Consider the following 14,942-nt stretch of genomic DNA (forward strand, 5'->3'; position numbering starts at 1 on the left):
TTGCTGATGGATGCTTGGTCCCGTAGTCTCGAGCGCCTCGAAGCGGAGTTCCCGCCGGAAGACGTTCATACCTGGTTGAAGCCGCTGCAGGCCGATCTGCGCGTGGACAGCCTGGTGCTGTATGCACCGAATGCCTTCATCGTCGACCAGGTCCGCGAGCTGTACCTCGCCCGGATCCGCGAGCTGCTGGCTCATTTCGCCGGTTTCAGCGACGTTTTTCTTGAAATCGGCTCGCGCCCCCGCCCTGTGGAGGCGCAGAACGCGCCGGTTTCCACGCCGTCGGCGCATGTGTCCAGCGAACCGCAGGTGCCCTTCGCCGGCAACCTGGACAATCACTACACGTTCGCCAACTTCGTCGAAGGCCGCAGCAACCAGCTGGGCCTGGCCGCCGCCTTCCAGGCAGCGCAGAAGCCGGGCGACCGCGCGCACAACCCGCTGCTGCTGTACGGAGGCACCGGCCTGGGCAAGACCCACCTGATGTTCGCCGCCGGCAACGCCATGCGCCAGGCCAATCCAGGTGCAAAGGTGTTGTACCTGCGTTCGGAACAGTTCTTCAGCGCGATGATCCGGGCCCTGCAGGAAAAGACCATGGATCAGTTCAAGCGCCAGTTCCAGCAGGTGGACGCGCTGCTGATCGATGACATCCAGTTCTTCGCCGGCAAGGACCGCACCCAGGAAGAGTTCTTCCACACCTTCAACGCGTTGTTCGATGGCAAGCAGCAGATCATCCTGACCTGCGACCGCTATCCGCGCGAGGTCGAAGGCCTGGAAGCACGCCTGAAGTCGCGGCTTGCCTGGGGCCTGTCGGTCGCGATCGAACCGCCGGACTTCGAGACCCGCGCCGCGATCGTGCTGGCCAAGGCACGCGAACGCGGTGCCGAGATTCCCGATGATGTTGCGTTCCTGATCGCCAAGAAGATGCGCTCCAACGTGCGCGACCTTGAAGGTGCGCTCAATACCCTGACCGCCCGCGCCAATTTCACCGGCCGCGCGATCACCACCGAATTCGCCCAGGAAACCCTGCGCGATCTGCTGCGCGCCCAGCAGCAGGCGATCAGCATTCCCAACATCCAGAAAACCGTTGCCGACTACTACGGCCTGCAGATCAAGGATCTGCTGTCGAAGCGTCGGACCCGCTCGCTGGCCCGCCCCCGCCAGGTCGCCATGGCCCTGACCAAGGAACTGACCGAGCACAGCCTGCCCGAGATCGGCGACGCCTTTGCCGGTCGCGATCACACCACGGTGCTGCATGCCTGCCGCCAGATCCGGACCCTGATGGAAACCGACGGCAAGCTCCGCGAGGACTGGGACAAGCTGATCCGGAAGCTGAGCGAATGATGCACGGATGCCGATGAGGCGTCATCGCACAAAACGGTGCAGAATCCGGTAGCAAGCGCGGGACACGTTGTGGATAAAAATGGCGTCTGAGATCGCGTCGAATTTATCCACAGCTTTCCCCACCCCCTGGGGGTCGGTAATACAGAGGGTTTCGAGGTCTGAAATCCTTTTACTTACAAAGACTTAGCGTTGTTTTCCAGCGATTCTGTCTCTACCAGCACCACCAAGCTTTTGATTTATTCCACATTTTTTAAAGCATAGGGGCACGGAACCACATGCGTTTCACACTGCAGCGCGAAGCCTTTCTCAAGCCGTTGGCACAGGTCGTCAACGTGGTCGAACGCCGCCAGACCCTTCCGGTTCTGGCCAATTTCCTGGTCCAGGTGCAGAACGGCCAGCTGTCGCTGACCGGTACCGACCTGGAAGTGGAGATGGTGTCGCGGATCGCGGTTGAAGATGCCCAGGACGGCGAAACCACCATCCCCGCCCGCAAGCTGTTCGAGATCATCCGCGCCCTGCCCGACGGCAGCCGGATCACCGTCTCGCAGACCGGTGACAAGATCACCGTGCAGGCAGGCCGCAGCCGCTTCACCCTGGCCACCCTGCCCTCCAATGACTTCCCGTCGGTTGACGAAGTGGAAGCCACCGAGCGCGTGGCCATCGGCGAAGCGACCCTGAAGGAACTGATCGAGCGCACCGCGTTCGCGATGGCCCAGCAGGACGTGCGCTACTACCTCAACGGCCTGCTGTTCGATCTGCGCGGCGATGCCCTGCGTACCGTCGCCACCGACGGCCACCGACTGGCGCTGTGTGAAACCGATCTGGCCAAGCCCAGCGGTTCCAAGCGCCAGATCATCGTGCCGCGCAAGGGCGTGACCGAACTGCAGCGCCTTCTGGAAAGCGGTGATCGCGAGATCGAGCTGGAAGTCGGCCGCAGCCACGTCCGCGTCAAGCGCGACGATGTCACCTTCACCTCCAAGCTGATCGACGGCCGATTCCCGGACTACGAAGCGGTGATTCCGATCGGTGCCGACCGTGAAGTGAAGGTTGATCGCGAAGCGCTGCGTGCCTCGCTGCAGCGTGCCGCGATCCTGTCCAACGAGAAGTACCGCGGCATCCGCGTGGAAGTCTCGCCGGGCAACCTGAAGATCAGCGCGCACAACCCGGAGCAGGAAGAAGCCCAGGAAGAGATCGAAGCCGACACCACGGTCAGTGATCTGGCCATCGGCTTCAACGTGAACTACCTGCTGGATGCCCTGTCCGCCCTGCGCGATGAGGAAGTCATCATCCAGCTGCGCGACTCCAACTCCTCCGCGCTGGTGCGTGAATCGAGCAGCGAGAAGTCGCGCCACGTGGTGATGCCGCTGCGTCTCTGACAGCAGCGTTGTTCCACGTGGAACCGAAGGACGCCCGGGATCTTCCCGGGCGTTTTTTTTTAGGTTCCACGTGGAGCATTGAAGGCGAGCCATTGAGCTGAATCCTGTCCAGCCGGGAGTTGGCGGTCGGTGGATGCTTGGTGGCTCCGACTGATCCTTCTGGGATGGTTGCACTGGAGACGCTGGATAGCGGGCCGCGTGTGCATGGATCACTGTGAATCGCTTTGGGGTGCAGCTTCAGGATTCTCAGATCGAGCTTCCGCACCGTGCGTTCCCATCAGCGAGCGAATGGAACGCGGCTATGAACGTTCGCAGCCCTTCTGGAAACGCCACTGTCCACAGCCCTGGTTTGGGGCAGATCGGGGCAAGCCTAGCTTCTAAATCTGGGTATAAATCTAAAGCATGGTGGTGATGGTAGGGCCAGATTTCGTGGAGAAATACCTTATCTAACTGATTTAAAAGAGATTTATGCACCTGAAACCCCCTGTATAGAGGCGCCTCAGGCTGGGGGGGAACCTGTGGATAGTTTTAAGGGCAAGGTAAAAGGGCTTTTTTATCCACAGATTGCCCATACCTTGTGTATAAGTCATACATGCCCGCTGTGGACAGCGTGAAACGGTCGGCATGAATTTCTTGAAATCTGTGGAACCGTCCAGGAGAGGGCGTCGTAGATTTCAAGGAATCTGCGGGTCATCCAGAGCGACTGCCGAAGTGGTACCTCGGTGGTGCGGCGCGATGAGCCGTGAAATCGTTGAATTCTGCGGGACTACACCCTGTCACCCGCTGCAGATTTGAAGGATTTCCAGGACCGTTCAGGGCTGTGATAACGCCTTGCGTTGAGGCGGCGCCACGTGGAACACGTGATCCGGATCCGGCCTTGATCAACCCATCCGCTCGGCAGCCGCTTCGGGCCATGTCGGCTTGACCGATGCAGTAAGCTGATGGATTCCCCGTCCCTCTACCGCCCCGTGCGGATGGTCCTTCGCGCCCCATGCTTATCCGCCGCCTCGCCCTGCACCAACTGCGTCGCTTCAGTGCGGTGGAACTGTCGCCCCAGCCAGGATTGAACCTGCTCACCGGTGACAACGGTGCCGGCAAGACCAGCGTGCTCGAGGCCCTGCATCTGATGGCTTATGGGCGCAGCTTCCGTGGTCGTGTCCGCGATGGATTGGTGCGCCAGGGCCAGGAAGCGCTGGAGATCTTCGTGGAATGGGACGAACGGCGGGCCAATCACCCTCCGCACCGCCGAAAGGCGGGCCTGCGCCACAGTGGCCAGGACTGGAAGGGACGTTTGGACGGCGAAGACGTGGCCCAGCTTGGCAATCTGTGCGCAGCGCTTGCCGTCGTCACGTTCGAGCCGGGCAGCCATGCGTTGGTCAGCGGTGGTGGTGAACCCCGCCGCCGCTTCCTCGATTGGGGCTTGTTCCACGTGGAACCTGATTTCCTGTCCCTGTGGCGTCGGTACTCGCGGGCACTGAAACAGCGCAACGCCCTGCTCAAGCAGGGTGGCCCGTCGCGGATGCTGGATACTTGGGATCACGAACTGGCCGAAGCCGGCGAGCCTCTGACGAGCCGTCGCCAGCACTACCTGGAGCGTCTGCAGCAGCGCACCGTGGCTCTGGCTTCCAGTCTGGCCCCGCAACTCGGCATCCAGGCACTGGAACTCAGCCCGGGCTGGCGTCGGCACGAGCTCCCTCTGGCCGATGCCCTGCTTCTGGCCCGGGAACGTGACCGCCAGGCCGGGTACACCTCGGTCGGCCCGCACCGGGCAGACTGGAGCGTGGATTTCCATAGCATTCCTGGTCGCGATGCGCTGTCCCGGGGCCAGGCCAAGCTGACGGCATTGGCCTGCCTGCTGGCGCAGGCTGAGGACTATGCCGAGCAGCGCGGCGAATGGCCGGTGATCGCGTTGGACGATCTGGCCTCCGAGCTGGATCGCACCCACCAGGCGCGGGTTCTGGAGCGCCTGCTCAACGGACCGGCACAGATCTTCATCACCGCCACCGAAACGCCGGCGGCGCTGGAAGAACTGACCCACATCGCCCGGTTCCACGTGGAACATGCACAGATCGTGGCTGTGCCATAGTGGGCACATCAGGGCCGCTCGACCCCGGCTGGTATAATTCGGGTTGGAATCCTTTCATTCTCGGCGCATCGCTCCAAGCGGTGGCCGACCTGCGGAGCCTACGGCAAGCGCAATGAGCGACGAACAGAACACCCCGGCAAACAACGGCAATTACGACGCCAACAGCATTACCGCCCTGGAAGGCCTGGAGGCTGTCCGCAAGCGTCCCGGCATGTACATCGGCGACGTGCATGACGGCACCGGTCTGCACCACATGGTGTTCGAGGTCGTCGACAACTCGATCGACGAAGCGCTGGCCGGCCACGCCGACCACGTTGCAGTGACGATCCACGCCGACGGCTCGGTTTCAGTATCCGACAACGGCCGCGGTATCCCGACCGGCAAGCACGAGCAGATGAGCGCCAAGCTCGGTCGCGAAGTGTCCGCCGCCGAAGTGGTCATGACCGTCCTGCACGCAGGCGGCAAGTTCGACGACAACAGCTACAAGGTTTCCGGCGGCCTGCACGGCGTCGGCGTCAGCGTGGTCAACGCGCTGTCGCAGAAGCTGCTGGTGGACGTGTTCCAGAACGGCTCCCACTACCAGCAGGAATTCAGCAACGGCGCAGCCGTGACCGCACTGGCCAAGCTGGAAGCCACCACCAAGCGTGGCACCACCGTGCGCTTCTGGCCGTCGACCGTCGCCTTCCACGACAACGTGGAATTCCACTACGACATCCTGGCCCGCCGCCTGCGCGAGCTGTCGTTCCTGAACTCCGGCGTCAAGATCGTCCTGGCCGACGAGCGCGGCGATGGCCGTCGCGATGACTTCCACTACGAAGGCGGCATCCGCAGCTTCGTGGAGCATCTGGCCCAGCTGAAGACCCCGCTGCACCCGAACGTCATCTCGGTCACCGGCGAGCACAACGGCATCGTCGTGGATGTGGCACTGCAGTGGACCGACTCCTACCAGGAGACGATGTACTGCTTCACCAACAACATCCCGCAGAAGGACGGCGGTACCCACCTCGCCGGCTTCCGCGGTGCGCTGACCCGCGTGCTCAACAACTACATCGAGCAGAACGGCATCGCCAAGCAGGCCAAGATCAACCTGACCGGCGATGACATGCGCGAGGGCATGATCGCGGTGCTTTCGGTGAAGGTGCCGGACCCGAGCTTCTCCAGCCAGACCAAGGAAAAGCTGGTCAGCTCCGACGTGCGCCCGGCGGTGGAAAACGCCTTCGGTGCGCGCCTGGAAGAGTTCCTGCAGGAAAACCCGAACGAAGCCAAGGCGATCGCCGGCAAGATCGTCGACGCCGCGCGTGCGCGTGAAGCGGCGCGCAAGGCCCGCGACCTGACCCGCCGCAAGGGCGCGCTGGATATCGCCGGCCTGCCGGGCAAGCTGGCCGACTGCCAGGAAAAGGATCCGGCGCTGTCCGAACTGTTCATCGTCGAGGGTGACTCGGCAGGTGGCTCGGCCAAGCAGGGCCGCAACCGCAAGAACCAGGCGGTGCTGCCGCTGCGCGGCAAGATCCTCAACGTGGAACGCGCACGCTTCGACCGCATGCTGTCCTCCGACCAGGTCGGTACGCTGATCACCGCCCTGGGTACCGGCATCGGCCGTGACGAGTACAACCCGGACAAGCTGCGTTACCACAAGATCATCATCATGACCGACGCCGACGTCGACGGCGCCCACATCCGTACCCTGCTGCTGACGTTCTTCTACCGTCAGATGCCGGAGCTGATCGAGCGCGGTTACGTCTACATCGGCCTGCCGCCGCTGTACAAGATCAAGCAGGGCAAGCAGGAGCTGTACCTGAAGGACGACCCGGCGCTGGACAGTTACCTGGCCAGCAGTGCGGTGGAAAACGCCGCGCTGGTGCCGGCCACCGGCGAACCGGGCATCGAAGGCCTGGCGCTGGAAAAGCTGCTGCTGGCCTATGCCGCCGCGCTCGATTCCATCGAACGCAACGCCCACCGCTATGACCGCAACCTGCTCGAAGCGCTGGTCGATTTCGTGCCGATGGACATGGACAGCCTGCGCAATGCCGGCGAAGGCGAAGGCCTGGATGCGCTGGCCAAGCGCCTCAACCAGGGCAGCCTGGGCAGCCCGCGTTTCAGCCTGGAACTGCAGGACGCCAACGAGGAGCGCCCCGCCGCCGTGCTGGTGACCCGTCGCCACATGGGCGAGCAGCACATCCAGGTGCTGCCGATGTCGGCCTTCGAAAGCGGCGAACTGCGCGCGATCCATCAGGCCTCCAAGCTGCTGCATGGCTTGGTGCGCGAAGGCGCGACGATTTCCCGCGGCGCCAAGTCGATCGAAGTCGACAGCTTCGCCAAGGCGCAGAACTGGCTGCTCGAGGAGGCCAAGCGCGGCCGTCAGATCCAGCGATTCAAGGGTCTGGGTGAAATGAATCCGGAGCAGTTGTGGGATACCACAGTGAACCCGGAAACCCGTCGCCTGCTGCAGGTGCGTATCGAAGACGCGGTCGCCGCCGACCAGATTTTCAGCACCCTGATGGGCGATGTGGTCGAACCGCGTCGCGACTTCATCGAAGACAATGCGCTGAAGGTCGCCAACCTGGATATCTGACACAATCGGGACCTGGCCGGTGCGCGGGGAGCTGCACCGGCCTTCGTCCCTTGAACGCAGGTACCTGATGTCCGCATCCGCCCCGGTCTCCGCCGCTCCGCCACCGTTTCCGCCGGCGTCCACCCCGCCGCGCGCCGTGGCACCGTTGGCAGGTTTCTTCATCGACCTGGGCATCGCCGCCGTCACCCTGGTCGGCCTGAGCATGGTCACCGGCCTGTTCTGGGGCTTCTACCGTGCGATCGTGGTCAGCCGCGCCAACGCCGCGGCCAATGGCGGCGCACTGACACCTGACACCGTCGGCGCCGCAGTGGGCCAGCCCGGTGCCCTGGCGCAGATCCTGATGGCCCTGATCGCCACCGGTGGCGCCGCACTGCTGCTGTACTTCTGGCGCCGCCCGGCGAACGCCGGTGAACGCCTGGCCTCGCGACAGGCGCTGCAGCGGCCTTCCACCTGGGGGTGGACCCTGCTGGTGGCCACGCTGATCGTGCTTGGCAGCAACGGCATCGCGTTCCTTTCCAAGCAGTTCGGCATCGAGCCGGTGCCGACCAACGTGGAACTGATGCAGAGCGCGATCGCGCGCTTCCCGTTGTTCCTGGTGCTGTTTGCGGTCGTCCTCGCCCCCGCCTACGAAGAGCTGCTGTTCCGCCGTGTCCTGTTCGGGCGCCTGTGGCAGGCCGGCCGCCCCTGGCTGGGCCTCATCCTCAGCAGCCTGGCGTTCGCCCTGGTCCATGAAGTGCCCGGTGTCAGCAAGAATTCGCTGCTGGGCATGGCACAGCTGTGGCTGGTCTACGGGGGCATGGGCGCCGCCTTCTGCTGGCTGTACCGCCGCACCGGCACGCTGTGGGCGGCGATCACCGCGCATGCGCTGAACAACGCGGTTGCGCTCGCCGCAATGGTGTTCCTGGGGTCAACGTAACGCCGTGCCCGCTTGACGAAAGATTAAGCAGGTACGCTACACACTGCGCACATGAACACGGGGGCGGACCCATGAAACAACTGCTGCTGGCTCTAGTCATCACCACCGTGGTCAGTGCCTGTGCGACCACCACCTCGCCAACCGGAAGACGGCAGATGGTGGGCGGCGTATCGCAGGCACAGCTTGACCAGCTCGGCGCGCAGGCGTTTGCCGAGACCAAGCAGAAAGAGAAGATCAGCACGGATGGTCGCCAGAACGGCTACGTGCAATGCGTGGTCAATGCGCTGGTCGCACAGTTGCCGCCTCAGTACCGTGGCGTACGGTGGGAGACCGCCGTATTCGTCGACAAGGAACCGAACGCCTTTGCCCTGCCCGGCGGCAAAGTGGGCGTGAACACCGGCATCTTCACCGTCGCCAAGAACCAGGACCAGTTGGCTGCTGTGATCGGCCATGAGATCGGCCATGTCATCGCGCGTCACCACGAAGAACGCATTACCCGGCAGATGGGCGCGCAGACCGGCCTGGCCGTGCTGGGCGCGCTGGCCGGTGCCGCCTATGGCGATGGCGCCGCCAGTACGGTCAACCAGCTGGGTGGGATGGGCGCGCAGACGGCCTTCCTGCTGCCAGGCTCGCGCACCCAGGAAAGCGAGGCAGACGTGATTGGCCAGCGGCTGATGGCGCAGGCCGGATTCAACCCGGCCCAGGCCGTGGACCTGTGGCAGAACATGATGGCCGCCAGCGGCGGCCGCAGCCCGCAATGGCTGTCCACCCACCCCGATCCGGTCAACCGGATCCAGGAGCTGCGACGTGACGCACCGGGCCTGACGCCGGTCTATCAGCAGGCGCAGGCGGCCGGGCTGCGGCCAAAGTGCGGATGAGTGCGCAGTTCTATGCTGTATTGCAGCACATAAAACGATTTCTCACGCCATCTGTTTCTGATACGTTTGGCGGCTCAGATTTTTCTGACAGTCCGACTTTGCCGCTATCCGGCGGTTCGATCGAGGTGAACGATGATTTTCCGTAACCACAAAGCTGTGCTTTCCGTCCTCGTCGCGACCGCCCTGACCGGCGCCGTGGTCACCGATGCCTTTGCGCAGTCCTCGCGTTCCTCCGACCGTGGCAGCCGCGGCGGCAGCAGCAAGCAGGCCAAGGCCGAACCGCTGTACCCGAATGCGACCCGCCAGGAGCCGACCGCCAAGGCCTCGGCCAAGATGGGCAGCAAGCTGCAGAAAATGATCGACAGCTACAACAAGGAAAAGTTCCCGGAGACGCGCACGCAGGCTGACGCGATCCTGGCCGACAGCGCTTCCAACGAGTACGACAAGTCGCTGGCCGCGCAGCTGGCCTCGCAGGCTGCCTACCAGACCGATGACACCCCGGCCGCCATCGCCTACCTGAAGCAGGTGATCCAGTTCAACGGCCTGGACAACAACGGCCACTTCCAGTCGATGCTGATGCTGGGCCAGCTGCAGCTGCAGGAAGACCAGACCGCCGAAGGCCTGGCCACCCTGGACAAGTACTTCGCCGAGAGCAAGTCGACCAAGCCGGAAGAGCTGATCGCCAAGGGCCAGGCGCTGTACCAGCTGGAGCGCTACCAGGAAGCGATCCCGGTGCTGAAGCAGGCCATCGCCGGCGCCGCCGAGCCGAAGGACAACTGGAACCAGCTGCTGATGGCGGCCCTGTCCGAAGCCGGCCAGACCGGTGAGGCCGTGCAGGCCGCAGAAGCGCTGGCGGCCAAGAACCCGACGGACAAGAAGGCCCAGCTGAATCTGGCCAACATGTACATGCAGGCTGACCAGATGCCGAAGGCCGCCGCGGTGATGGACAAGCTGCGCAGCAGCGGCCAGCTCACCGAAGAGCGCGAGTACAAGCAGCTGTACTCGATCTATGCCAACACCGAGAACAAGGAAAAGGACGTCATCGCGGTCATCAACGAAGGGTTGCAGAAGGGCATCCTGAAGCCGGATTACCAGGTCTACCTGGCGCTGGCCCAGTCCTACTACTACTCCGACCAGGTGCCGCAGGCGATCGATGCGTGGCAGAAGGCCGCCCCGCTCTCCAAGGACGGTGAGACCTACCTGAACCTGGCACGCGTCCTGCATGCCGAAGGTCGCGTCCCCGAGGCCAAGCAGGCCGCCCAGCAGGCGCTGGCGAAGGGCGTGAAGAACCAGGCTGATGCCAAAAAAATCATCAACCTGAAGTAAGTAGGAATAACGCCTGAATGCCTGCTCAGTTGATGCGCAGGCGCTCAGGATTGGTATAAGCTTGGAGGTTCCTGCGGTGTCATGCACCGCTGATCAGGGATCCCGCCCCCGGGATTCCGGCCCCACTATTGAGCTCTTGGCGCATGACGGAACAACTAGTCGTTCACCGGTACGAACAACCCGATGACAAGGGGCTGAGCTGGCCTCGCATCGTCGGCATCGCGTTTGTAATCGCCCTGCATCTGGCCGCCTTCATGATGCTCCTGATCCCCGCCGTGGCCCCCAAGGCCGTGGCCGAGAAGGAGCGCAACGTCATGGTGACCATCGTCGACGCGCCGCCGCCGCCACCGCCGCCGCCGCCGCCGCCGCCGCCGCAGGATACTCCGCCACCGCCGGTGAAGAATCTGTCGCCGCCGAAGCCGTCGCCCGTACCGCCGCCGCCGCAGGCACCGGTCGTCGACGTGCCGGAGCCGCGCCCGAACGATATCGTCACCCCGCCGTCGCCTCCGGCGCCGCCGGCACCGCCGACCTCGATCGAGGCCAGCGTGGACATCTCGTCGAAGGCCATGAATCCGCCGCGCTATCCGCCGGCAGCCTTCCGCGCGGGTATCCAGGGCGAAGTGATCCTGATCATTGATGTCGATGCCAACGGCAACGTCACCAATGTCACGGTGGAAAAGTCCAGCCGTAACCGCGACCTGGACCGTGCTGCGATGGAAGCGGCTCGCAAGTGGCGCTTCAACGCCGCTGAATCTGGCGGTAAGAAGGCGGCAGGTCGCGTTCGCGTCCCGGTCAACTTTGCGCTGAACTGATGCGCCCGGGTGGCCGCCTGGCCACCCCCGCTCCCAGTTCGATTGTTTAGCTTAGCTACACCCTTTATCACCACACACACAACAAAGGTAAGCGTCATGCTGCAGGAAATTTTCATCGCCGCTGCTGCCGGGGGCAATCCGTCCAACGCCCTGTCGCAGATGGGCTTCGAGCACCTGATCCACGAAATGACCACCAAGCCGGGTGATTTCGCGGTTTCCTGGGTCGTGCTGCTGACCCTGATCGCCATGTCGGCCATGTCCTGGTACTGGACCGTCATCAACATCTTCCGTGCCACCCGCCTGAAGAGCGCCGCTGATCGCGTCGTCAGCCTGTTCTGGGACACCCCGAACGCGCAGGACGCCATCCGTGCGATGGAAGAACAGCCGGCTTCGGAGCCGTTCTCGAAGATCGCCCTGGACGCTGCCCAGGCAGCTGCCCACCACCAGCGCGCTGAAGGCGGTGCTACCGGCGGCGTCGGTGAGAACCTGAGCCGTTCGGAGTTCGTCGACCGCGCTCTGCGTCAGGCCGTCACCCGCGAAAGCAACAAGCTGCAGTCGGGCATGACCCTGCTGGCCACCGTCGGCGCAACCGCTCCGTTCGTCGGTCTGCTGGGTACCGTGTGGGGCATCTACGGCGCGCTGATCAAGATCGGTGCCACCGGCTCCGCTTCGATCGACGCCGTTGCCGGCCCGGTGGGTGAAGCGCTGATCATGACCGCGATCGGTCTGTTCGTCGCAATCCCGGCCGTGTTCGCCTTCAACTTCTTCAGCAAGATCAACAGCGCGACCATCAGCAAGTTCGATACCTTCGCGCACGACCTGCACGACTTCTTCGCCACCGGTTCGCGCGTCCGCTAATTGCGGCGCGCGTCACCCAGCGACGAAGTAAGTAGTCACCAAGATCTAGACGGAGCCCGTTATGGCTTTCAGTAGTGGTAACAGCGGCGGCCCCATGGCCGACATCAACGTTACGCCCCTCGTGGACGTGATGCTGGTGCTGCTGATCATCTTCATCATCACGGCGCCCCTGATGTCCCACAAGGTCAAGGTGGATCTGCCGGAAGCCAACCTGATCCAGAAGCCGGAAGATGCTGAAAAGCGTCCGAACCCGATCACGCTGGCAGTCAAGGAAGACGGCTCGATCTACTGGAACGACGAAGAAATCAACAAGCAGACTCTCGAGTCCCGCTTGGCGACCGCCGCACAGCAGACCCCGCAGCCGCCGCTGAACCTGCGTGGTGACCGCACCACCAAGATGCGCGTCATCAACGACCTGACCAAGGTCGCGCAGGAACAGGGCATGCTGGACGTCGGCTTCGTTGCGACCAAAGAAAAGGGGCAATAAGCCATGGCATTCAGTAGTGGTGGTGGCAAGGGCCCCATGGCAGACATCAACGTCACGCCCCTCGTGGACGTGATGCTGGTTCTGCTGATCATCTTCATCGTGACCGCGCCGATCATGACGTACCCGATCGCCGTGGACCTGCCGCAGCGCGTGCTCAACCCACCGCCGCAGCTGGTCGAACCGCCGCCGCCGATCGAACTGAAGATCGACGCCAGCAACCAGGTCTCGTGGAACAACAGCCCGATCAATACGAGCGAGCTGCAGCAGCGGATGGAGCAGGAGGTCCAGCGTGACCCGACCAACCAGCCGGAACTGCGCATCGACGCCAGCCCGGATTCCGAGTACGACGTGATGGCCAAGGTTCTGGCCGCCGCGAAGAATGCTCAGATGAAGAAGATCGGTTTTGTGCAGCAGTAAACGCTACACCGCAACACAACAGTCATGACGCGACTGCAGACGCCCCTGGAAACAGGGGCGTCTTTTTTATGCCCGGCCCTCCAGACCGCTATGATCGGCGGATGCTCGCCCTCTTCGACTCCCTTCGCCATTGGCTTGACGGTATCGCCCACCTCGGCACGATCCTGGCGGTGGCCTACCTGCTGTACCTGTTCGCGCTGGCGGGCTGGATCATGCTGCAGAAGCGCGAGCCGGTGGCCACGCTGAGCTGGATCCTGTCGTTGGCGCTGCTCCCCTACCTGGGGCTCTTCATCTACTACCTGCTGGGCCCGCAGAAGGTGAAGCGGCAGCGGCTGCGCCGTGGCCGCGCCCGCTCGGGCATGGAGCACTACAGTGATGTCTGCCCGCCCGATTCGGATTGCACCGAGCTGGCCAAGGTTGCCCAGGCCACCACTGGGCTGGCGCCCAGCAGTGCCACCGAGGTGACCTGGCTGGTCGACGGCGCAGCCACCTACGCCGCGCTGCTCGACGCCATCGCGCAGGCGCGCGATCACGTGCACCTGGAGTACTACATCTTCAATCCCGACCACGCCGGCACCGCCCTGCGTGACGCCCTGGTCGAGCGTGCGCAGGCCGGTGTGCAGGTGCGCCTGCTGCTGGATGCAGTCGGCTCTTCCGCCCTGCCCCGGCGCTTCCTGCAGCCTCTGCTCGAGGCCGGCGGCGAAGCGATCTGGTTCCATCCACGGCAGCTGCTGAAGCCGTTCAAGCGGCCGTGGCTGAACCTGCGCACGCACCGCAAGCTGGTGATCGTCGACGGTCGCCTCGCTTTCACCGGCGGCATCAACATCACCGACGAGGAAGATGAGAGCCGCAGGCCCGATGCCTACCGCGACCTGCACATGCGTATCCGCGGCCATGTGGTGCGCAGCCTGCAGCTGGTGTTCGCCGAAGACTGGCTGTACGCCAGTGGACAGGATCCCTCGCGGATGGATATCGCCCGCTTGTGGCCGGCTGACATGCCATTGCGCGCGGATGGACCGATCAGCGCACAGGTGCTGGTGTCCGGGCCCGACTCGGGCTGGGAGACCATCCATCGCCTGCATGTGGCGGCGATCCAGGAAGCGCATGAGCGGGTCTGGCTGGTCACGCCCTATTTCGTGCCGGGCGAAGCGGCGCGGATGGCACTGACCTCGGCCGCATTGGGCGGCCTGGACGTGCGCCTGCTGGTACCGAAGATGAGCGATTCCTGGTTCGTCACCCAAGCCGCGCGCTCCTACTTCGATGAGCTGTTGCATGCTGGCGTGAAGATCTACGAATACGGCCCGCGGATGCTGCATACCAAGGCATTCATCGCCGATGACGATGTCTGCATTGTCGGCAGTGCCAACTTCGACCACCGCAGCTTCCGGCTGAACTTCGAGCTGTCGATGATGATCAGCGACCGTGACCGTGTCGCCGCGCTGGCGGAACTGCTGCAGGGCGAATTCGACCGCGCCACCCGGGTGCATGACCAGGCCGGCCGCTCGCTATGGCTGCACCGCCTGCCCGAGGCATTCGCCCGGCTGGCCTCGCCGCTGCTGTGACGCAGCGCTACACTGCGGCGATCATCCGGGGAGCCCGACTATGTACTGGTTGTACCTGCTGCTGGCGCTGGGCTGCTTTGCCTTCGCGCTGAAGACCCCGAGCGCGGGGTTGATGACCCTGTGCCTGCTGGCTGCCCTCGCCTTCCTGCTGGCCTGGGTACGCGGCCGCTACGTGGCCCGTTTCGGCGACCTGCAGCGCGACCCGGCCACCCTCATTGACGCCGAAGAACTGCGCCGCCTGCGCGAACAGGCCCAGAGCCGCCGCACCGGCGAGCACAACGAACACGACCGATCCCCTCTTTCCAAGTAGTCCC

Annotated in this window: 13 protein-coding genes; all 13 read left to right on the forward strand. The window is 63.9% G+C overall.

Annotation, left to right across the window (positions count from 1 at the left end; genetic code table 11):
- The first annotated feature begins 6 nt into the window (after positions 1 to 6).
- The 13 genes from dnaA (at position 7) to CCR98_RS00065 (ending at position 14,938) form a co-directional block, all read left to right on the forward strand.
- Positions 7 to 1,338 (forward strand): chromosomal replication initiator protein DnaA, encoded by a 1,332-nt coding sequence (gene dnaA / locus CCR98_RS00005; RefSeq protein ID WP_005411730.1) that lies wholly within the window; start codon positions 7 to 9, stop codon positions 1,336 to 1,338.
- Positions 1,339 to 1,613: 275 nt separating this feature from the next.
- A complete protein-coding gene (gene dnaN / locus CCR98_RS00010) occupies positions 1,614 to 2,714 on the forward strand; it encodes a DNA polymerase III subunit beta (RefSeq protein WP_005411731.1) in 1,101 nt (366 codons plus the stop codon).
- A gap of 991 nt (positions 2,715 to 3,705) precedes the next feature.
- A complete protein-coding gene (gene recF, locus CCR98_RS00015) occupies positions 3,706 to 4,800 on the forward strand; it encodes a DNA replication/repair protein RecF (RefSeq protein WP_087921031.1) in 1,095 nt (364 codons plus the stop codon).
- 112 nt (positions 4,801 to 4,912) lie between these two features.
- Positions 4,913 to 7,372, forward strand: a complete 2,460-nt coding sequence (gyrB, locus tag CCR98_RS00020; RefSeq protein WP_014035416.1) for a DNA topoisomerase (ATP-hydrolyzing) subunit B — start codon at positions 4,913 to 4,915, stop codon at positions 7,370 to 7,372.
- Positions 7,373 to 7,439: 67 nt separating this feature from the next.
- Complete coding sequence (locus CCR98_RS00025; protein WP_087921032.1) at positions 7,440 to 8,288, forward strand: CPBP family intramembrane glutamic endopeptidase; 849 nt, start codon at positions 7,440 to 7,442, stop codon at positions 8,286 to 8,288.
- A gap of 71 nt (positions 8,289 to 8,359) precedes the next feature.
- A complete protein-coding gene (locus CCR98_RS00030) occupies positions 8,360 to 9,166 on the forward strand; it encodes a M48 family metallopeptidase (RefSeq protein WP_087921033.1) in 807 nt (268 codons plus the stop codon).
- 132 nt (positions 9,167 to 9,298) lie between these two features.
- Positions 9,299 to 10,492: a tetratricopeptide repeat protein gene (locus CCR98_RS00035; RefSeq protein ID WP_087921034.1), complete on the forward strand. Its 1,194-nt coding sequence runs from the start codon at positions 9,299 to 9,301 to the stop codon at positions 10,490 to 10,492.
- 254 nt (positions 10,493 to 10,746) lie between these two features.
- Positions 10,747 to 11,304: an energy transducer TonB gene (locus CCR98_RS00040; protein WP_177179516.1), complete on the forward strand. Its 558-nt coding sequence runs from the start codon at positions 10,747 to 10,749 to the stop codon at positions 11,302 to 11,304.
- A gap of 96 nt (positions 11,305 to 11,400) precedes the next feature.
- Positions 11,401 to 12,162: a TonB-system energizer ExbB gene (gene exbB / locus CCR98_RS00045; protein ID WP_005411738.1), complete on the forward strand. Its 762-nt coding sequence runs from the start codon at positions 11,401 to 11,403 to the stop codon at positions 12,160 to 12,162.
- 61 nt (positions 12,163 to 12,223) lie between these two features.
- Positions 12,224 to 12,649: a biopolymer transporter ExbD gene (locus CCR98_RS00050; RefSeq protein ID WP_005421196.1), complete on the forward strand. Its 426-nt coding sequence runs from the start codon at positions 12,224 to 12,226 to the stop codon at positions 12,647 to 12,649.
- A gap of 3 nt (positions 12,650 to 12,652) precedes the next feature.
- The gene (locus tag CCR98_RS00055; protein WP_005411740.1) at positions 12,653 to 13,066 is read left to right on the forward strand and encodes a biopolymer transporter ExbD; all 414 of its coding nucleotides are present in this window, start codon (positions 12,653 to 12,655) and stop codon (positions 13,064 to 13,066) included.
- 101 nt (positions 13,067 to 13,167) lie between these two features.
- Positions 13,168 to 14,628, forward strand: coding sequence for a cardiolipin synthase (gene cls / locus CCR98_RS00060; RefSeq protein WP_087921035.1), 1,461 nt, complete (start codon positions 13,168 to 13,170; stop codon positions 14,626 to 14,628).
- A 40-nt stretch (positions 14,629 to 14,668) separates the two neighbouring features.
- A complete protein-coding gene (locus tag CCR98_RS00065; protein WP_087921036.1) occupies positions 14,669 to 14,938 on the forward strand; it encodes a hypothetical protein in 270 nt (89 codons plus the stop codon).
- The last annotated feature ends 4 nt before the right edge of the window (positions 14,939 to 14,942 follow it).

Source organism: Stenotrophomonas sp. WZN-1 (genome assembly GCF_002192255.1).
Lineage (GTDB): Bacteria > Pseudomonadota > Gammaproteobacteria > Xanthomonadales > Xanthomonadaceae > Stenotrophomonas.